Source organism: Rhizobium sp. BE258 (genome assembly GCF_031457345.1).
Classification (GTDB): Bacteria; Pseudomonadota; Alphaproteobacteria; order Rhizobiales; family Rhizobiaceae; genus Rhizobium.
On sequence record NZ_JAVDWL010000002.1, the window covers coordinates 456641 to 475742 of the forward strand.

The following is a 19102-nucleotide window of genomic DNA, read 5'->3' on the forward strand; positions in this document are numbered from 1 at the left end:
AAGCCTTCGGGCGAGCCGCGAACAGACAATTTGAACAGCAACCAAGGCAGGATAACTCCCATGTCCGCTAACGCACGCATTTCTGCGATTACCTCCCGCATCGTCGAGCGATCGAAGCCGACACGCGAGCGATATCTGGAGCGCCTGCGCGGCGCGGCATCGAAGGGTGCCGTCCGGTCTATCCTCGGCTGCGCAAACCTTGCGCACGGCTTCGCGGTCTGTTCCCCCGCCGAGAAGGATGCGCTCGCCGGCGACCGCGTTCCGAACCTCGGTATCATCACCGCCTATAACGACATGCTCTCGGCCCACCAGCCGTTCGAGACCTACCCGGCAATCATCCGTGAGGCGGCTGCCGAGGCTGGCGGCATTGCGCAGGTCGCAGGCGGCGTGCCTGCCATGTGCGATGGCGTGACCCAGGGCCAGCCGGGCATGGAGCTTTCGCTCTTCTCGCGTGATCTGATCGCCATGTCTGCAGGTGTGGGCCTGTCGCACAACATGTTCGATGCGGCGCTCTTCCTCGGTGTCTGCGACAAGATCGTTCCCGGGCTTGTCATCGCCGCTCTCTCCTTCGGCCACCTGCCGTCAATTTTCGTGCCCGCCGGGCCGATGACGACGGGACTGCCGAACGACGAGAAGTCGCGCGTGCGCCAACTCTATGCCGAAGGCAAGGTCGGCCGCGCAGAACTGCTGGAAGCCGAATCCAAGTCCTATCACGGCCCGGGCACCTGCACCTTCTACGGCACTGCCAATTCCAACCAGATGCTGATGGAGATCATGGGCTTCCATATGCCCGGCTCCTCCTTCATCAATCCCGGCACGCCGCTGCGCGAAGCGCTGACGCGTGAAGCCGCCAAGCGGGCGCTCGCCATCACGGCGCTCGGCAACCAATTCACGCCGGCAGGCGAGATGATCGACGAGCGGTCGGTGGTGAACGGCGTTGTCGGCCTGCATGCGACGGGTGGTTCCACGAACCACACGCTGCATCTCGTCGCCATGGCGCGCGCGGCCGGTATCCAGCTGACGTGGCAGGATATCGCCGAGCTCTCGGAAGAAATCCCGCTGCTTGCCCGCGTCTATCCGAACGGCCTCGCCGACGTAAACCACTTCCACGCTGCGGGCGGCATGGGCTTCCTGATCAAGGAGCTCCTGAAGCAGGGCATGCTGCATGGCGACGTGCGCACGGTCGCCGGTCAGGGCCTCGAAGCCTACACGATCGACGCCCGCCTCGGCGACAACAACACCGTCGTCCGCGAGCCCTCCCCCGAGAAGAGCCATGATCCGAAGGTGCTTGCCAGCATCGAGACGCCCTTCCAGGCGAATGGTGGCTTGAAGATGCTGCGCGGCAATCTCGGCAAGGCGGTCATCAAGATCTCGGCGGTAAAGCCGGATCGCCATATCATAGAGGCCCCGGCAATCGTCTTCCACAGCCAGCAGGAGCTGCAGGACGCCTTCAAGGAAGGCAAGCTCAACCGCGATTTCGTCGCTGTCGTGCGCTTCCAGGGTCCGAAGGCCAACGGCATGCCGGAGCTGCACAAGCTGACGCCGCCGCTCGGCGTGCTGCAGGACCGCGGCTTCCGCGTCGCGCTTCTGACCGACGGGCGCATGTCCGGCGCATCGGGCAAGGTTCCGGCAGCGATCCATGTGACGCCGGAGGCCGTCGAAGGCGGTCCGATCGCCCGCATCCAGGATGGCGACATCATTCGTCTCGACGCCATCCGCGGCACGCTTGAGGTGCTCGTCGATGCCGCAACCATGGCCGAACGCGAGCCGGTGACGGCCGATCTTTCGGAAAACGAATGGGGCATGGGCCGCGAGCTCTTCGCGCCGTTCCGCCGCGCGGTCGGCGCCTCCGATCACGGAGCGAGCGTCCTCTTCCACTAAACGAAAAAGCCCGCGATCAACTCGCGGGCTTTTTTCTTTTCAGGTCCTGCAGCCCTGATCAGCCGCGAACGTCGAGGACATAGTCGCGATGCGCCGGATGCGTGCTGTAGACGAAGATCTTGTTGAGTTCCTTCTGCGTCAGCAGACGCAGGAAGCGGACTTCCACAGTATTGTTGGCATTCACCCGCATCAACATGCAGCCGACCTTGGTGATGCGTGCATCCGGGATGTCCAGATAGAACTGCTTGGGCAGATTGAACTGCGTCAGGATGGCGAGAACCGCCGAGCTCATCGAGATGCGAACGATATCGCAACGGCGCGAGGCCATGTGCATGACGCCCTTCTCGGTATATTCGAGACGCGCCGCGTTCATCGTGTCCTCCATTTTGAACCGCTGTTCGCGGTCATACATGAAGGATTCTTCCTTGTTCAAAAAATGCCCTGATGGCGATGGATTTGATACACCCACGACCTTATTCCCCACTCGATACAATGGGGAAATGCTAGCAGCGCCGACTTAACAGAAAGTGTCGAACGGAGGGCTTCGGGGGCTTCGTGAAAAAGCCCCCAATTTTGGCTGTCAGCGACGGTAGGTGCGGCCTTCGGCATCGAAGAGATGCAGCTTCTGGCGATCGGCCGAGAAGCGCATTTTCTGGCCCTTCTTGATGTCGATCGTGCCGGGCAGCTTGACGATGATCGGCTCGCCCGGAACCAAGCCTTCGATGTAAAGCAGCGTCACTTCGCCGAGCGCTTCGACGATCGAGACTTCGCCTTCGAAGAGGTAGGCATCGCCGCTGGCGATCTCGAGATCCTCAGGGCGGACGCCGAAGCTGGCGGACTTGCCCTTTTCGGAAGCGGCGGTCGGGATGTCGAGAGTAACCGATTTGCCGCCGGTGAGAGTGACCGTCGTCGTGCTACCGGCTTCCGCGATGGTTGCCGGGATGATGTTCATGGCCGGAGAGCCGATGAACTTGGCGACGAAGAGGTTTGCCGGACGCTCGTAGAGTTCCAGTGGTGCCCCGACCTGCTCGATATGACCTGCCGAGAGCACGACGATGCGGTCCGCCAGCGTCATCGCCTCGACCTGGTCGTGGGTGACGTAGATCATCGTCGTATCGGCCATTTGCTCGTTGAGCCGGGCGATCTCGATGCGCGTGGCAACACGCAGCGCGGCGTCGAGGTTGGACAGCGGCTCGTCGAAGAGGAAGACCTTCGGATTGCGGCAGATGGCACGGCCGATGGCAACACGCTGGCGCTGGCCACCGGACAGAGCCTTCGGAAGACGGTCGAGATACTTGCCGAGCTGCAGGCTGTCGGCGGCAGCGCGGACGCGGCGATCGATCTCCTGCTTGTTCTCACCGGCGATCTTCATGCCGAAGGCCATGTTGTCGTAAACGGTCATATGCGGATAGAGCGCATAGGACTGGAACACCATGGCGATACCGCGCTTCGACGGCGGCACATCGTTGACCAGCTGGCCATCGATATACATGTCGCCGCCGGTGATGTTCTCAAGGCCGGCGATCATGCGCAGCAGCGTGGACTTGCCGCAGCCGGAGGGACCGACGAAGACGATGAATTCGCCCTGTTTGATCTCCAGGTCGATGCCGTGGAGAACGTCCACGGAACCATATGACTTGCGAATTTCCTTAAGCGACAGTCCCGTCATCAGTGCCTCCCTCTGATTTTTAGGCGAGCCGGGCGAAATAAGCGCCCCACGCCGGAATATCGATTTTTCCGCCATAGTTATTGCTGGTGAAGCCGTGGCCCGTCAACGCCTGCCAGTCACCATCCGGCAACGTAATGAGCGTTTCAGCAGCACCCATGTTGAACACGCAGAGCATTTTTTCGTTGCCGTATTCGCGCGTGAAAATCAGGCCGTCACCCTGCGGCTCCTCGAAAGCGATCTCGCCCTTCGCGAAGGCGGGGAACTGCTTGCGGAAGGCGAGGAAGCGCCGGTAGTGCTCGAGCACCGAGTTCTCGTCGCCCTGCTGCACGCTGACGGCGCGCAGGATGTGCTCAACCGGAACCGGCAGCCATGGCTTGACGGTGGAGAAACCGCCCTGCGCAACCTGGCTGTCCCAGACCATCGGGGTACGGCAACCGTCGCGGCCCTTGAACTCCGGCCAGAACTGGATGCCGTAGGGATCCTGCAAGTCTTGATAGGCAAGGTCAGCCTCGGTGAGGCCAAGCTCCTCGCCCTGATAAAGGCAGACAGAACCGCGCAGCGTCATCAGCAGCGATGCATATTGTTTGGCGAAGGCGTCGTGGTCCGACACCAGCGAGCCCCAGCGGCTGACATGGCGCATGACGTCGTGGTTCGAGAAAGCCCAGCAGGCCCAGCCATCGGGCGCCGCAGCGCCGAAATCCTTCATCACCTCTTCGACGCGCTCAGGCGAGAGCGGATCGGGTGCCAGAAACTCGAAGGCATAGCACATGTGCATCTTGTCATTGCCGGACGTGTATTCGCCGACGATCTCCAGGCCGCGCTGGCTGTCGCCGACTTCGCCGACGGCGGCGATCGCCGGAAACTCTTCGAGCACGGCACGGAAGCGCTTCAGGAAGTCGATATTCTCAGGGCGGTTCTTGTCGTAGAGGTGTTCCTGAAAATTATAGGGGTTCACGGCCGGTGCCGTGGACGCATTGCGGCGCTCGGGCGCCAGCGCCGGGTTATCGCGCAGTTGCTTGTCGTGGAAATAGAAGTTGATCGTATCCAGACGGAAGCCGTCGACACCGCGCTTCAGCCAGAAACGGACGACATCGAGCAGGCGGTCCTGAACCTCGGGATTGTGGAGGTTCATATCCGGCTGCGAGGTCAGGAAATTGTGCATGTAATACTGCATGCGCGTCGGATCCCACGCCCATGCTGAACCGCCAAAGATCGAAAGCCAGTTGTTGGGCGGCGTACCATCGGGCTTGGCATCGGCCCAGACATACCAGTCGGCCTTGGCGTTGGTCTTGCTCGACCGGCTTTCGACGAACCACGGATGCTGGTCCGACGAATGCGAGATGACGAGATCGATCATCACCTTGACGCCGAGGCGGTGGGCCTCGGCGATCAGGGTGTCGAAATCCACGAGCGTGCCGAAGATCGTATCGACGTTTTCGTAGTCCGATACGTCATAGCCGAAATCGCGCATCGGCGAGGTGAAGAACGGCGAGATCCAGATGGCGTCGGCGCCGAGAGCAGCAACATGCGGCAACCGGGCGGTGATGCCCTTCAGGTCGCCGATGCCGTCACCATTGGAGTCCTGGTAGGAGCGCGGATAGATCTGATAGATCACCGCGCCACGCCACCAGTCCTTGTCGTCAGCCAAATTGGGTTGAGATGCCACGCTCATGTCTTTTCCTATGCGAAGTCAGGTCTTGGGATTGGATCAGCCGCCCTTGACCGAACCCGCCAGCAGGCCACGCACCAGATATCGCTGCAGCCCGAAGAACACGAGCAGCGGAACGATGATGGTGACGAAGGCCGAGGCCGTCAGGATTTCCCAGTTGCCGCCGCGCGAACCGAGCAGCGCGTTGAGGCTGCCGGTGAGCACGAGATGCTGCCTGTCGGTGCCGAGGAAGACCATGGCGACGAGCAGGTCGTTCCACACCCACAGGAACTGGAAGATCGCGAAGGACGCGAGTGCCGGGAAGGACAAGGGAAGAACGATTTTGACGAAAATCTCGAAATCGGTCGCGCCATCGACACGGGCGGATTCGATGATCTCCTTGGGCAGCCCCGCGATATAGGCGCGGAGCAGATAGATGGCGAGCGGCATGCCGAAGGCGGTATGCGCCAGCCAGATGCCGGGATAGGTTTTCGATGGTGCATCGAGTGCCGCGCCAACGATATTGTAGAGCCGGAGCAGCGGGATCAGCGACATCTGCAGCGGCACGACGATGAGGCCCACCACCAGCGCGATGATCAGCGCGCGGCCCGGAAACTCCATCCAACTCAGCGCGTAGGCCGCAAAGGCCGCGATGAGAATCGGGATGATCGTCGCCGGGATCGTCACCGTCAGCGAGTTGATGAAGGACTGGCCGATGCCCTCGCCCGTCAGAACCGTCTTGTAGTTATCAAGCGTGAATTCCGGCGGGGTCGAGATCGCGACGTAAACACGGCGGCCGGCATCGTCATCGGTGAAGGCTGCGGTCTTGATATAGCGGTAGGTGCCGTCGGTGTTGACCTGCAGGTTGAGACCATCGCCGAGATCGGCGTTCTCGCCGACCTTGTAGGCCGACGGCTGCTGGATGCGCGTGCCGAAGGCGCTGATTGCGCGACCGGCCAGATCGCCCTGCAACACATTGCCGGAGATGACATAGAGCGGGCCTTCCTGCTTCTGATCGGCAGCGGCGCCGACGCGGGCGGCCACCGTGCGGGTGGAGCCGACGAAGGACGTCCACCAGCCCGACACGACGATCTGATCCTTATCGCGCAGCGCGCTGACGAAGATGCCGAGGGTCGGGATCAGCCAGATGATGACGATCAGGAGAACGCAGGCGTGAACGAAGAGACGGGCCGGGCCGATCTTGAAGAAGCTTCCTGACAAGGTCATCTCAGTGCCCTCCGAGTTCGCGGTTGGCGCGACGGACGTTCCAGACCATGATCGGCGTTACGGCCAGCATGATGATCAGCGCGATAACCGCACTTCGGCCGGAATCCCCGCCTCCGCGGAACATCCAGTCGAACATCAGGTTCGCAAGCACCATCGTCTGCCACTGCCCGTTGGTCATCGTCAGAACGATGTCGAAGACCTTGAGGACGAGGATGGTGATGGTGGTCCAGACGACGGCGATCGTGCCCCAGACCTGCGGCACCATGATGCGCCAGAAGATCTGCCAGCCATTGGCGCCGTCGATGACAGCCGCCTCGATCGTCTCCTCCGGGATACCGCGAAGCGCGGCCGACAGGATGACCATGGCGAAGCCGGTCTGGATCCAGATGAGGATGACCATCAGGAAGAAATTGTTCCAGAACGGAACCGAGATCCAGACCTCAGGCGTGCCGCCGAACATCTGGACGATGGCGTTCAGGAGGCCGATCTGCACGTCGTTGCCGCCGCGATATTCGTAGATGAACTTCCAGATGACCGAAGCGCCGACGAAGGAAATCGCCATCGGCATGAAGACGATGCTTTTCGCGATATTGCCCCACCAGATGCGGTCGGTCATCACGGCGATGACGAGACCGAAGAAGGTGCAGGCGGCCGGCACGACGGCGAGCCAGAGAATGTTGTTGAAGATCGACTGGCGGAATTCGCGGTCGCTGAGCGCCCAGGTGTAATTGGCGAAACCGACGAAATTCGAACCTGATCTGTCATAGAAGGACAGAATGAAGGTCGCGATCACGGGATAGACGAGATAGACGATCAGCAGGAAAAGCGCCGGGCCGAGAAAAAGCCAGGGGCGGATCATGCCGCGAAGATTGAGATTGCGCGCGGCGGAATGGATATCACCATCCCTGACCGGCAGCGCCAGATCCAAAATCTTGTTCGAGAAATAGAAATAGGCCGAGCAGGCGAAAACCGCCACGACCACCACGCCCAAAGCGGAAACTATCTGCGATAGCATTCGTCCCTCCCCTGCTACCCTAGTCTATCTGAAGGGCTTACACCGGCCTGCGTCAACTTCTTCAAGGTGTTTGACCACAGTTCCGGTGCCGGCCGGATCCTTTTGCGAATCCGGCCCTGCATTCCGGGCTGCCGCGGGGAACCCGCAGCAGCGTTCAAGGATGATTACTTGATGGCGTCCCAGGCAGCCTGGATTTCCTTGCCGGTGTCTTCGGCAGACTTGCCGCCGACGAAATCGACCATGCCCGTCCAGAAGGCGCCAGCGCCGATCTTGCCGGGCATCAGGTCCGAACCGTCGAAGCGGAAGGTCGTGGCCGTCGTCAGGATTTCGCCTTCGCGCTTCATCTGATCGTTGGCGTAAGCCGCGGTGCTGACACCCTTGTAAGGCGTCAGGAAGCTCGACTGTGCCATCCAGACTTCATGTGCGATCGGCGTCTTCAGGAAGTCGACGAAGGCGCGAGCCGTCTTCGAGTCCTTGGTGATCGACACCAGCGTGCCGGCACCCAGAACCGGCTTGCCGAGATCGGCATGCGCAGCATAGGTCGGCATGTAGAAGAAGTCGGCATCGGTGCCGAGCTTCGTGCCTTCCGGGAAGAAGGACGGGATGAACGAAGCCTGGTGGTGCAGGTAGCACTTCGGCGGAACGGCGAAGAGACCCTTCGGGCTATCGCGGAAGTCGGTCGAAGCCACGGCTGCGACACCGCCATCGACATACTTCTCGTTCTTGGCGAACTTGCCGAATTCGTCGATCGCTGCAACGACGGCCGAATCGGTGAACTTCACTTCGTTGGTGGTCCACTTGTCGTAGACGTCAGGCTTCTGCGTGCGCAGCATGATGTCTTCGATCCAGTCGGTTGCCGGCCAGCCGGTTGCACCGCCAGAACCGAGACCGATGCACCAGGGAACGCCGCCGTCCTTGACGATCTGGTCCGTCAGCGCATGGAGTTCTTCCATGGTGGTCGGAACCTTGTAACCGGCTTCCTTGAAGTTTTCAGGCACATACCAGACCAGCGACTTCACGTCGGCCTTGTAGGGGAAAGCGTAGAAGCCTTCCTTGCCGTCCTTGCCCTTGTAGGTGCCGTAACCGACCCAGCTGTCGCCGGCGCCGTAATTGTCCTTGACCCACTTGGCCGTGTCGTCACCCAGCGGCGTCAGAAAGCCCTTGCTGGCCAGATCGGCAAAGAGGCCCGGCTGCGGCAGGATCGCGACATTCGGCGGCGAACCGGCCTGGGTGTCGATGACGATCTGCTGCTCGTAGTTTTCAGAGGACGAATAGGTGGCTTCGATGCCGGTCGCTTCGGTGAAGTAGGCAAGAATGCTGCGGAAGAAGGCTTCATCTTCGCCGCGCCACGGTCCGAAAATGGTCAGCGGCTGACCCTTGAGGTCGGCATGCGATGCCTTGAATTCGTCGTAGCTCTTCCAATTGAACTTGGCGTCTTCGCCCGGAGCAAATTTCAAATCAGCGGCAGAAACACCACCTGCAAAAAGCGCCGCCGCGGCGACGCTCATCAAGAAAGTCTTTTTCATGTGATCAACCTCCCATCACAATCCCAACGGCACTTTCAACCTCTCACCGGAGGACTTCAAAGCGCTTTGACAAACAACTCATCTCACTCTCGCGTGAAAGGAGTCAAGCCATTTCGCGAATACCGCTAAAAGAGACGCAAATATCGCGGTGCAGCAACGCTTAAACGGGAATATGGAGCGATTTTTCTTGAGTCAAGCACGCCAGGTGCTACATAGTTTGAAAGCGCTTTGGGCGGTCTGGGAGAAACCGCAGCGTGCGCTGATCCCGGGAGGAAGCATAACACGTGAATCTCAAACAGCTATCGGAATTGCTTGGTCTTTCGCAGACGACTGTGAGCCGCGCCCTCAATGGCTATCCCGAAGTCAACGAGGCGACGCGCGAGCGTGTGCTGCAAGCTGTGCGGGAAACCGGCTACCGACCGAATAAGGCGGCGCAGCGTCTGGCCACCGGCAAGGCCGGCTCGCTCGGCCTGGTGATGCCGACCGCTCCGGGGCATCAGTCCGACGTGCATTTCGGCGAGTTTCTCGCCGGTCTCGGCGAAGAGGCTGTGCGCCACGACTTCCATTTCGTGATCATGCCTGCCGATCCCGACGACGAGGTAGCTGCACTCAGGCGTCTGGCGATCAGCGGCAATGTCGACGCGCTGTTCGTTGCCTACATGCGTGGACACGATCCGCGCCTGCCGATGCTGAAATCGCTATCGACGCCCTTCGTCGTCCATGGCCGCTCGCATGGGACGGAGCCAGATTATCCCTATCTCGATATCGACAATGAAGCGGCGTTCTACGATGCCGCCAAGCTGATGCTCCAGCTCGGCCACAAACGCTTTGCGCTGATGAACGGCCCGGAGCATCTGGATTTCGCAATCCGCCGGAAACAGGGCCTGGAGTCGGCGCTTGCCGAGCGCGGCCTGCATCTGAACGAGGACTGTATCAGCCATACGCTGATGACCGATGAGCAGGGACTGGTGGCGATGGAGCAGTTTCTGCAGCTGCCAGACCGCCCGACGGCGATCCTGTGTTCCAGTACGGTTCTGGCGCTAGGCGCCATCCGCGCCGTCAATCAGGCCGGACTGAAGCTCGGCGAGGATATTTCGCTGATCGCCCATGACGACGTGCTGCCGCTCTTGAAGCCCGAGAATTTCTCGGTGCCGCTGACGACGACGCGTTCGTCGCTGCGATCCGCCGGCGCGCGCATTGCGCAGCGGCTGATCGGAACGGTCAAGCAGACCGGGAGTTTCCCGGAGCAGGAACTCTGGAAGACCGAGCTGATCGTCAGGGGCTCGACAGGCCCTGCCCCGAAGCCCTGATCAGAACTTCGGCGGCGTTTGGCCGGCAGTGCGATGCGCTGCGATCACGGTATTCGCCATCAGCATGGCGATGGTCATCGGACCGACGCCGCCCGGAACAGGCGTAATCACCGCAGCGATCTGTTCTGCCTCATCGAATGCGACATCGCCGACAAGGCGGGTCTTGCCTTCGCCCTTCTCAGGTGCGGCAATGCGGTTGATACCGACATCGATCACTGTGGCGCCGGGCTTTACCCAGTCAGCCTTGACCATCTCGGGACGGCCGACGGCGGCGACGAGGATATCTGCGTTGCGGCACACCGCGGGCAAATCCTTGGTACGCGAATGGGCAATCGTCACGGTGGCGTTGGCATTGAGCAGCAGCTGCGCCATCGGCTTGCCGAAGAGGTTGGAGCGGCCGATGACGACCGCGTTGAGACCGGACAGGTCCTCGCCATGGGTGCTGCGCACGAAAACCATGGCGCCGGCGGGTGTGCAGGAGACCAGGCCGGTTTCCAGATCACCGGTGGCGAGCTTGCCGGCGTTGACGACGTGAAGGCCGTCGACATCCTTTTCCGGCAGGATCGACTGGATGATCGGCTCGCTGTTCAGCGGCTTCGGCAGCGGCAGCTGCACCAGGATGCCGTGGATCGACGGATCGGCATTGAGTGATGCGACGAGGGCTGCGAGTTCTTCCTGCTTCGTTTCGGCAGGCAGCGTGTACTGCACCGATTTGAAGCCGCATTCCTTGGCCATCTTGCTCTTGGAATTGACATAGGCGTGGCTGGCCGGATCGTCGCCGACGATCACCACGGCAAGACCGGTCTTCACGCCACTCTGCTTTTCAAGCGAACCCGCCGCCATCTTCACGGTTTCGATTACCGAAGCGGCCACCTGCTTGCCATCGATCACTGTCGTCACGCGTCTCTCCCGCCTGTGCGTTCGTGCGCAAAGCTAGGACTTTGCCAGCAGCGCCGTTTGCCTCAGAACGCCCTATCCTGTTTAAAAGCGGCAAATGCAAGGGCAATGATGCCGCCAGTTGCCAAGAAGATGAAGGTTAGCGGCCACTTGCCGCATAGGTCTGGAACTTGCTGCGCAGTTCTGCAAGCTCCGCACGCAGTTGGTCGAGCTCATCCGGCTCCGCCGCCGCTTCCTCGACTTGGGGCTCCTGGAGCACCACAGGCTCCACCGTCTCCGGCAGAACCGGAATATCGAATGCATCCTCGTCGCGCCTGCGCACGAGCGACAATGCCAGCGAGGTGGCGAGCCCGACAAGCAGACCGATTCCGCCGCCGATTGCCGAGCGCATCGGCGTTGCGTAGCCAGCCTGCGCCGCAGTCACCTTCGGCGGGCTCTGGACCGTGACCGATGCAGACGGCGTTGTCGCGGATGGCAAGGCATTGTCGAGGCGGGCTTTGGCGGCACCGGCCTTGTCACGCAGTTCCGTAAGTTTGGCGAGATCGACACCGGTGTCACGGCTCTGGGCGATCATGCCGTTGCGCTCGTCGCTGAGCTTGCGACGCGCATCGACGGCGGCCTTGGCATCCGCGGCTGCATCCTTGGCTTGCAGCGACAGTTCCTGGGCGAGCTTGTCGCGCAGACCATCGACGATCGCCTGCTGCGCAAGCAGCTTCGGATGGCGGGGGCCGAGATCGATGGAGAGTTGCGACAGCGACGCCTTTTCGACCGCATATCTGTCGCGTGCATCCAGCAGGACCGGTGACATCATCTCCGCAGGCAAGACGCCGTTGATCACGTCGTTTGCCTTTGCAGTCTTCAGACGATCGGCACGTTCCTTGGAGATGGTGATACGCTGCTCGGCGATCTTGAGATCGGCATCGCGCTGATTGATGCGCTGCTGAAGATCGGCGGCGACTTTGACATTGCCCTCCCCGGCCTTGGCCGTGAAGGCATCAAGTTCGGCACGCGCCTGATCGTAGGCGTTGCGAAGTGTGGCATTGGCCTCAATGGCATTGCCTGCCGGTGCGCCGGTCAAGATTGCTGAAAGCCGGTTGGCGATCTGCCTGGATTTTTCGGCGCCCAAGGTGGAGATCCTGAGCGTCACAAGACCAGTGCTGCCATCCGGCACGGCGTCGATCGCAGCGGCGACGGCTGTTTCTGCGCGGGATGCCGCGTCTGCCGCAGCACCGCTGCCAGAGAGCAGATCGACAGCGATGCCAACCGCATTTGGCTGGCCGCCTGCAAATTCGGGATCCCGGTCAAGTTTCAGGGCGGCGACCGTGGCGGCAATGGCCGGCGCCGAGACGAGCTTCTTAGCTGCAGCCGATGTCAGCGCCGGGCGTGTGGCGGTATCGGCTGCAACACGCAACGCCGTTTCGGCCACATAGCGTACCGGCGCCTGCGGCATCATCAGCGGAAAGGCGGCACCCAGCATCAGGCCGAGTATCGCGAACGCCACCGGCTTGACCGGAAGGCGGCGCGGCGCGTCGCCGATCTCAAGGGCGGCGATATCGTTGGTATTGGCAGGAATGAAGGCCGGTTCGTGCGGCACCGATGCCGGCTGCATCACAGCCGGCGCGGCTGGCGGCGGCGTCTTGACATCGTTGGCGGCTTCGAAACGGGGGGAGAGAATGGCTTCGATGCGGCTTGTCAGCGGCGCTGCAGCCGCCGCCCGCGCACGGCGCTGCTCGTCGAGTGCCTTTTCGATGACACGAAGAAGCTCGGCTTCCGAAGGAAGGACAGCAGCGCCCGAATTTGGCGCATGCGGTGCCGCACGGTGATCCGTCGCGCTAACGCGTCTGCCGTTCAATGCCTTGTTGTCATACATGGATGCCATTTCTCATGCACGTGATGATCCGGCTGGTTGCCCGCACTCGCGCGAGTATTAATCCAGCCTAAAGATTCATGGCAAAGAAATGGTTAACGGAAGACCAAGGTCGCGGTCAGCGCTGTGAGCCGCTGCGCTTTTGAAGCGGCAACTGACTGCTACGGTCGCCTTCCAGCTTCATGATCCGCTCCCGGCGGCTGAATCGGTATTGCAGTACATGGAACAGGAAGACCGGGATACCGACGACATAACGGCGCCACAGGCGCGACGGCTCCTGAACAAGCCGGTAGGCCCATTCGAGGCGCATCATGCGGATGGTATCAGGCGCGCGCGGTATCTCGCCCGAGACGAAGTCGAAAAGAGCACCGACCGTCAGCACCAGACGCGCATGCTCCGGACGGATATGGCGATGCGCCCACTTCTCCTGAAGGGGCGTGCCCATGCCGACGATCAGCATGTCGACTTGCTGGGCATCGAGTTCGCTGATGACATCGACCGGGTTATCCTTGTCGAAATAGCCATCCGAAATGACGATGAATTCGTGCCACGGCGCGTGTCTGGCAAAGTTCTCGGCCGCTCGCTCGACGACATCGCGCTTGCCGCCGATCAGGCCGACACGCCGCGGCGTTTCCATGAACGTCAGCAGCGCAGGGACAAAATCGGTGCCATTGAGATTGGCCGGGAACGGACCGCCATGCGAGACCTGCGAGGCGATGTTGAGCCCGATACCGTCAGGCAGGACGAGGTTGTGTTCGAGGATCTCGCGATATTCGGGGTCGCGCAGCGTCATCAGCATGTTGTGTGCGTTGACGAAGGAGATGACCGTCTGGCCAACCGGCAGTGACGCCAGCTCGTTGATGAAGACGAGGGCATCGTCCCATCCGAGATCGCAGACCGGCACGTCGAAAATCGTGCGGCGCGAGGCCATAACCGCGAAGTTCGCGATCAAATTCATCCCAACCTCCTGCAAGGGGTGCTTCATGCGCCCAGCATCCCGGAAAACGAGCGACAAATATCCGAACCGGCAGCTGCCCGCCGGCGTGTGGCTGTCATGACGATACCTGCTATCCCGGGCACCCGACCAAGACTGGCCTAACCGAGGGTATATCAGCTTGACTTCAAACAACCTTTAGGAAAATCCGTTGCATTGCGGGAACCGGAGAAAGCATTGGTTAACCGTCATCTCCCAAACGCAAATGGCGCCCGAGGGCGCCATTTTGATCCTGACTGTCAATGTGATCAGTGCGCCGCCGCTGCCGCCGCATCGGCGGCAGGTGCCGCTTCGACGATCTTGACCGGCTTGCCCATCTTCGGCTGCTGGCCCGATGTCGCCGCCTTCTGATCTTCCTTGGACAGATAGTCGAGCTGCTGCAGCATAACGTCGGCAATGTATTCGCCGCCCAGCCGTTCGTTCATGCCCTTCTTGATCGCATCGCGGAACGCCTGCGGATCGAAAGACTTGACCTTGCTGATATCGACCATCTTGTTGCCGACGAGCAGCGTGAAGAGCTGATCGGTGGTCATCTCCGTCAGCGGCAGGGTGGCTCCCTTGACGACATCCTTGTTCATCATGAAGGAGAGCTGGCCGATGAAGTATCCGGTGACGGCACCATCGCCGATGATCGGGATGGTGACAGTCTCGCCTTTGACAAGCTCAAGCTGCGCCTGCTTGGAATCATCCGGCGGCGGTGCCGGCGCGGTGGCCATTTTCACCGAGAAATAGACCGAAGCCAGCGTGATCGCGCAGACCCAGACGCCTGTGAAGACGAGTTTAAGCATCAGGCATCACGCGCGACGAATTGTTCCTGGGAATAAGTGCCGTCGGCATCCGCATCCTGCACGGCGTTCTTCAGAATATCGGCGACAGCACGAACGGCTTCGAGGTGAGCCTCGACACGGCGCGCGTTCAGCGTCAGCTTCTTCTTCAGGCCATGCAACTGCTCGAGATGCGAAGCGGCAAGCTCTGCCGGATCGGTATCGCTGAACAGCATCGAAAGCTCATAGAGGCAACGGCTCTTGTGCGCGTTTGAGACCTTGAGATCGAACTGCGGGTCGTTGCCGATCCGCGTGTTCTCGTTGTCGATGATCATCTCTAGGCGGCCGAGGACCGACTTGATGCGATATTCGTTTGAGATTATTTCCATTTTATCCTCGGTTATGCTTCATTATTGGTCTTGGCATCAGCGGTCGGGGTGCCAAATGTCTTGCGCTGGAACTCGTCGACCATGCTGAAGGCGACCTTGCGGTCGTTCTGATCGGCGCTAGCGTTGACGATGGCGCCTTCCTTCTTGCGAAGAGCGTCGTGATAAAGTTCCTTGGCGATACCGATGCCATCGCCCTTGGACATGACGTTGCCGAGCTGCTCGGCCATCATGCCCTTCCAGATATCGCCCGTGGCGCCCTTGCCGTAGACCTGCTCGCTATCGCTCGGCAGCATGTTCTTGACGAAGTTCTGCAGAACCATCGATTCGAACTTCCGATAGGTCTCGGGGATCTCTTCGGTCTTGGTGCGATTCTTGACGTCGTTGAGACCGGTCTTAGCGGCAGCGCTTTCGAGAACATCGACCTTGGACGAAAAACCGTTGCCGGCGTCAGCGAGGCTGTTTGCCCTGAAGGCGGCGCGCGTCGCCATGAGTTTTTCCTGGGCAGCCTGAACCTCGGTCGGGTCCGCAGCTTTGACAACGTCCAGGACGAGATCACTAGGGGGCGAAATAGCCAACGTCACAATCCTCTAATGTAAGGTTGCGGCGATTATTATTTTTGAAGCTTGCTGGAGGCTGGCGTTGCGAACTTCTGATCGATGATATCATAGACTGCATTGTCATCGGCCTCGCGGCGCTCGGACTCCTGGGCCTCTTTCATGCCCTCCTCCAGCCGGTCGCCCTTAGCCCGCTCATGCTGCAGACGCATCTCATGCAGCTGCTGGATGCCCGTCAGCTGCTTGTCCTTGGTGCTGAGGCGCTCGAAACGGTCGGCGTAATTCTGCGAGAACACCCGGTGGATCGGATCGACCGAGCCGAGTGCTGTGATGACCGTATCCATCGATTCGTTCACTTCGGCGCGCTGCCGTGTGGTTTCGGCAAGGTCATACTCGGCCATCTGCTCGAGGTGGCGCTGAACCGCGACAAGGCGCTTGAGTTTCTGCGAACGGGATTTTTCCGCCATTTCGCTACATGCCTATGAAGACGGACGGGAAGGATTCCGCGAACTGACTGATCAGCGCGGCCACGGAGAAATAGAACAGGAACAACCCGCCAAGTATCAGATATGGCGTCGAGATGAAGTAAACGGGGATCTGCGGCGCCAGCTTGTTGATGAAGCCGATCGAGACGTTGAACATCATGCTGTAGAGCAGAAACGGGCTGGAAAGCCTGAGCATGATGGAGGTCGTCGAGACCAGCGTGTCCGTCAGCGAGATGAGGTTGGCGCGCACATCGGTCAAGCCGCCAAAAGGCATCGTCGTGTAGGAATCGATCAGAGCCTTGAAGACGATGTGGTGAAAGTCCATCAGGAACAGGATCATGATGCCGGCGAAAGTGATAAAGCCGGACAGGCTGGTTTCCGGCGTATCTTCCACGACATCCTGGCCGCCCGGCGAGGTATAGCCGACCATCATGGCAATGATGGTGGCGGCAAACTGGAAGCCCATCGTATAGAGCCGCGCCAAGAGGCCGTACATGACGCCGATCAGCGATTCGCTGAAAATCAGCCCGATATAGCTGGCGCTGGTACCGCTGACCGCGGGATAAACCGTATCCCAAAGCAGCGGCAGAACGGCAAGCGACAGACCGGCAGCAACAAAGACCCGCAGGATTTCAGGCACACGCGCCGAGGAAAAACCCGGCATTGCCAGGACGCAGCCACCCATCCGGCAAAAAATCAGAAAGAGCGCAAGGATGGTGCCCTGCGGGTCTGTTATCATGAAACCGAGCCCAAAATCTTTATCTCGATGCCCTTCGCCAACTCGACGTGGGACAGAACCGGAAGCGTCGCGAACAGACGTTCGATGATCATGCGCACATAGGAGCGCGTTTCCGGCGACGTGACAAGGCAGAAAGGCAGGCCACGGTCCATGAATTCACGGATAACCTTCGTCGCCTGCTCGCTGAACTCTTCAAGGGCACGTGGATCGATGTCGAACTCGACGACTTCTCCCTTGTTGTCGCGCTTCAGAGCCTGGTGGAAGGCCAGATCCCACTTGCTGCCGAGTCGCAGCACGCGCAGCACGCCGTTGTCGGCCAGGTCGCCGCAGATCTGCTGCGCCATGCGGATGCGGACGTGTTCGACGATCTGTTCGGTCTTGCGGACATGCGGCGCCAGTTCGGCGACGGCTTCGAGAATGAGGTGCAGGTTGCGGATCGAGACGCGCTCGGCAAGCAGCAGCTTGAGGACCGCCTGCAGACCCGAATAGGACATGTGCGAGGTGCAGATCTCGTCCGCCAGCTTCTTGTATTCCGGGTCGAGCCGGTCGATCAGCACCTTGACGTCCTTGTAGGACAGAAGCTGCGGCAGGTTGTTGCGAATGACTTCGCTCATATGCGTCAAGACGACGGAGACGTTGTCGATCGGCTGGAAGCCCTCGCGCTTCAGATCCTCGGTAAAGGCTTCGAGAACGGAAACAGCCGGCATGCCGAAAGCGGGTTCGCGGATCTCGTCTCCCGGGATACGCGGCTTGCGGCCAGAGCCGGTGACGACGAGAACTTCGCCCACACGCAGCTGGTTGGCGGCGATCGTCGTTCCGTGAATGCGGATCTGGTAGGATTTCTCGGCAATGGCGATATCGTCCGTAACCTTGATTTCGGGGACGACAAAGCCGTATTGCGTCGCAAACTTCTTGCGCATCTTGCCGACGCGGAAAGCCAGTTCCTGGTGGGCACCGAGTAGACGGGTTGAGACCATCTTGCCGAGCGCGAGCTCGATCTCGGAGGTGCGAAGGACCGACTTGACCGAGTCCTTCTCCAGTTCCTTGTTGGCGACGACCTTCTTTTCTTCCTGGTCGCGGCGAACCTTGTTCTCCGCCTCGATCTGGCGCGGGATGAACCAGGCGCCGAAGGCCATCAGGCCGCCGAGCAGCGTGAAGGGCATGGTCGGCAGACCAGGCATCAGGGCCAGAATGAACATCAGTGCTGCCGAGACCGAGAGCGCGCGGGGATAACCGGACAGCTGACCGATAACCGCTTCGTCGGTGGAGCCGACATTACCGCCGCGGGAGACCAGAAGACCGGCAGCCAGCGAGACGATAAGCGCCGGCATCTGCGATACCAGACCGTCGCCGACCGACAGCTTCACGAAGACGTCGGCCGCTTCGCCGATCGGCATGCCGTGGCGGAAATAGCCGATGATGATGCCGCCGAAGACGTTGATGCCGGTGATCAGAAGACCAGCGACCGCGTCACCGCGCACGAATTTCGACGCACCGTCCATCGCACCGAAGAAGGAGCTTTCTTCTTCCAGCTCCTTACGGCGGCGCTGCGCTTCGCGCTCGTCGATGATACCGGCCGAAAGGTCAGCGTCGATCGACATCTGCTTGCCGGGGATGGCGTCCAAGGTGAAACGCGCGCCGACTTCCGCGATACGCGTCGCGCCCTTGGTGATGACGATGAAGTTGATGGTGATCAGGATCAGGAAGACGATCAGACCGATGACGAAGTCGCCGGACATGACGAGGCTGGCAAAGCCGGCGATGACGCCACCGGCTGCATCGTGGCCTTCGTTGCCGTGCGAGAGAATGACGCGCGTCGTCGCGATGTTCAGCGCCAGTCGCGTCATCGTCGCGATCAGCAGGATGGTCGGGAAGGACGAGAATTCCAGCGGCTTCTTGATCCACAGTGCGACCATGAGGATCAGCACCGAGAAGGCGATCGAGAATGCCAGGCCGAGGTCGATCAGAAATGGCGGGATCGGCAGGAAGAGTATGCAGATGATGACGATGATGCCGAAGGCAAAACCGACATCGCGCAAACTCGGTGCGACTTTCGGAAGGGGTAGTGCAGGTGGTTGCGCCATAACTGGTTCCGTCTCTTCATGAGAGGAGGCGGATACCGGGACCCGCCCTATTC

17 protein-coding genes are annotated in these 19102 nt (G+C 60.6%); 2 read left to right on the top strand and 15 right to left on the bottom strand.

Features of this window, described 5'->3' with window-relative positions:
• Nucleotides 1-60 precede the first annotated feature (60 nt).
• The gene (gene edd, locus J2X43_RS07480) at nucleotides 61-1881 is read left to right on the top strand and encodes a phosphogluconate dehydratase (RefSeq protein ID WP_310292853.1); all 1821 of its coding nucleotides are present in this window, start codon (nucleotides 61-63) and stop codon (nucleotides 1879-1881) included.
• A gap of 58 nt (nucleotides 1882-1939) precedes the next feature.
• On the opposite strand, the gene J2X43_RS07485 is transcribed toward edd, so the two are convergent.
• From J2X43_RS07485 to J2X43_RS07510, 6 genes are all read right to left on the bottom strand, one after another.
• Nucleotides 1940-2293, bottom strand: a complete 354-nt coding sequence (locus tag J2X43_RS07485; RefSeq protein WP_112514332.1) for a hypothetical protein — start codon at nucleotides 2291-2293, stop codon at nucleotides 1940-1942.
• A 168-nt stretch (nucleotides 2294-2461) separates the two neighbouring features.
• Nucleotides 2462-3550 (bottom strand): ABC transporter ATP-binding protein, encoded by a 1089-nt coding sequence (locus tag J2X43_RS07490; protein WP_112513939.1) that lies wholly within the window; start codon nucleotides 3548-3550, stop codon nucleotides 2462-2464.
• A gap of 19 nt (nucleotides 3551-3569) precedes the next feature.
• Entirely contained in the window at nucleotides 3570-5222 is a 1653-nt protein-coding gene (locus J2X43_RS07495) for an alpha glucosidase (protein ID WP_310292859.1), read from the bottom strand.
• 36 nt (nucleotides 5223-5258) lie between these two features.
• Nucleotides 5259-6425 (bottom strand): carbohydrate ABC transporter permease, encoded by a 1167-nt coding sequence (locus J2X43_RS07500; RefSeq protein WP_310292862.1) that lies wholly within the window; start codon nucleotides 6423-6425, stop codon nucleotides 5259-5261.
• A gap of 1 nt (nucleotide 6426) precedes the next feature.
• Nucleotides 6427-7440: a carbohydrate ABC transporter permease gene (locus tag J2X43_RS07505; RefSeq protein WP_112387634.1), complete on the bottom strand. Its 1014-nt coding sequence runs from the start codon at nucleotides 7438-7440 to the stop codon at nucleotides 6427-6429.
• Between the two features lie 164 nt (nucleotides 7441-7604).
• Nucleotides 7605-8966 (bottom strand): ABC transporter substrate-binding protein, encoded by a 1362-nt coding sequence (locus tag J2X43_RS07510; RefSeq protein WP_310292866.1) that lies wholly within the window; start codon nucleotides 8964-8966, stop codon nucleotides 7605-7607.
• Nucleotides 8967-9250: 284 nt separating this feature from the next.
• Between J2X43_RS07510 and J2X43_RS07515 the strand changes: the two genes are divergently transcribed.
• Nucleotides 9251-10276 (top strand): substrate-binding domain-containing protein, encoded by a 1026-nt coding sequence (locus tag J2X43_RS07515; protein ID WP_112513942.1) that lies wholly within the window; start codon nucleotides 9251-9253, stop codon nucleotides 10274-10276.
• Here J2X43_RS07515 and folD read toward each other — a convergent pair whose 3' ends face one another.
• From folD to flhA, 9 genes are all read right to left on the bottom strand, one after another.
• Nucleotides 10277-11176 (bottom strand): bifunctional methylenetetrahydrofolate dehydrogenase/methenyltetrahydrofolate cyclohydrolase FolD, encoded by a 900-nt coding sequence (gene folD, locus J2X43_RS07520; RefSeq protein ID WP_310292870.1) that lies wholly within the window; start codon nucleotides 11174-11176, stop codon nucleotides 10277-10279.
• 136 nt (nucleotides 11177-11312) lie between these two features.
• Nucleotides 11313-13043: a succinoglycan biosynthesis protein exop gene (locus J2X43_RS07525; protein WP_310292873.1), complete on the bottom strand. Its 1731-nt coding sequence runs from the start codon at nucleotides 13041-13043 to the stop codon at nucleotides 11313-11315.
• Between the two features lie 115 nt (nucleotides 13044-13158).
• Entirely contained in the window at nucleotides 13159-13998 is an 840-nt protein-coding gene (locus J2X43_RS07530; RefSeq protein ID WP_112387629.1) for a WecB/TagA/CpsF family glycosyltransferase, read from the bottom strand.
• A 284-nt stretch (nucleotides 13999-14282) separates the two neighbouring features.
• Complete coding sequence (locus J2X43_RS07535) at nucleotides 14283-14822, bottom strand: hypothetical protein (protein WP_310292877.1); 540 nt, start codon at nucleotides 14820-14822, stop codon at nucleotides 14283-14285.
• The gene (locus tag J2X43_RS07540) at nucleotides 14822-15187 is read right to left on the bottom strand and encodes a hypothetical protein (RefSeq protein WP_112387627.1); all 366 of its coding nucleotides are present in this window, start codon (nucleotides 15185-15187) and stop codon (nucleotides 14822-14824) included. The genes J2X43_RS07535 and J2X43_RS07540 overlap by 1 nt, the downstream gene beginning before the upstream one ends.
• Before the next feature lie 11 nt (nucleotides 15188-15198).
• Complete coding sequence (locus J2X43_RS07545) at nucleotides 15199-15762, bottom strand: rod-binding protein (RefSeq protein WP_112513947.1); 564 nt, start codon at nucleotides 15760-15762, stop codon at nucleotides 15199-15201.
• A 35-nt stretch (nucleotides 15763-15797) separates the two neighbouring features.
• On the bottom strand, nucleotides 15798-16208 hold the full coding sequence (locus tag J2X43_RS07550) for a hypothetical protein (protein ID WP_112387625.1): 411 nt from the start codon (nucleotides 16206-16208) through the stop codon (nucleotides 15798-15800).
• A gap of 4 nt (nucleotides 16209-16212) precedes the next feature.
• Nucleotides 16213-16965 (bottom strand): flagellar biosynthetic protein FliR, encoded by a 753-nt coding sequence (locus tag J2X43_RS07555; protein WP_112387624.1) that lies wholly within the window; start codon nucleotides 16963-16965, stop codon nucleotides 16213-16215.
• Entirely contained in the window at nucleotides 16962-19049 is a 2088-nt protein-coding gene (gene flhA, locus J2X43_RS07560) for a flagellar biosynthesis protein FlhA (RefSeq protein WP_112387623.1), read from the bottom strand. The genes J2X43_RS07555 and flhA overlap by 4 nt, the downstream gene beginning before the upstream one ends.
• Between the last annotated feature and the right edge of the window lie 53 nt (nucleotides 19050-19102).

What these genes read in the sequence shown, in the direction of transcription:
- edd (WP_310292853.1), top strand. Translation starts at nt 61, where the DNA reads ATGTCCGCTAACGCACGCATTTCTGCGATTACCTCCCGCATCGTCGAG.
- J2X43_RS07485 (WP_112514332.1), bottom strand. Translation starts at nt 2,293, where the DNA reads ATGTATGACCGCGAACAGCGGTTCAAAATGGAGGACACGATGAACGCG.
- J2X43_RS07490 (WP_112513939.1), bottom strand. Translation starts at nt 3,550, where the DNA reads ATGACGGGACTGTCGCTTAAGGAAATTCGCAAGTCATATGGTTCCGTG.
- J2X43_RS07495 (WP_310292859.1), bottom strand. Translation starts at nt 5,222, where the DNA reads ATGAGCGTGGCATCTCAACCCAATTTGGCTGACGACAAGGACTGGTGG.
- J2X43_RS07500 (WP_310292862.1), bottom strand. Translation starts at nt 6,425, where the DNA reads ATGACCTTGTCAGGAAGCTTCTTCAAGATCGGCCCGGCCCGTCTCTTC.
- J2X43_RS07505 (WP_112387634.1), bottom strand. Translation starts at nt 7,440, where the DNA reads ATGCTATCGCAGATAGTTTCCGCTTTGGGCGTGGTGGTCGTGGCGGTT.
- J2X43_RS07510 (WP_310292866.1), bottom strand. Translation starts at nt 8,966, where the DNA reads ATGAAAAAGACTTTCTTGATGAGCGTCGCCGCGGCGGCGCTTTTTGCA.
- J2X43_RS07525 (WP_310292873.1), bottom strand. Translation starts at nt 13,043, where the DNA reads ATGTATGACAACAAGGCATTGAACGGCAGACGCGTTAGCGCGACGGAT.
- J2X43_RS07530 (WP_112387629.1), bottom strand. Translation starts at nt 13,998, where the DNA reads ATGAATTTGATCGCGAACTTCGCGGTTATGGCCTCGCGCCGCACGATT.
- J2X43_RS07535 (WP_310292877.1), bottom strand. Translation starts at nt 14,822, where the DNA reads ATGCTTAAACTCGTCTTCACAGGCGTCTGGGTCTGCGCGATCACGCTG.
- J2X43_RS07540 (WP_112387627.1), bottom strand. Translation starts at nt 15,187, where the DNA reads ATGGAAATAATCTCAAACGAATATCGCATCAAGTCGGTCCTCGGCCGC.
- J2X43_RS07550 (WP_112387625.1), bottom strand. Translation starts at nt 16,208, where the DNA reads ATGGCGGAAAAATCCCGTTCGCAGAAACTCAAGCGCCTTGTCGCGGTT.
- J2X43_RS07555 (WP_112387624.1), bottom strand. Translation starts at nt 16,965, where the DNA reads ATGATAACAGACCCGCAGGGCACCATCCTTGCGCTCTTTCTGATTTTT.
- flhA (WP_112387623.1), bottom strand. Translation starts at nt 19,049, where the DNA reads ATGGCGCAACCACCTGCACTACCCCTTCCGAAAGTCGCACCGAGTTTG.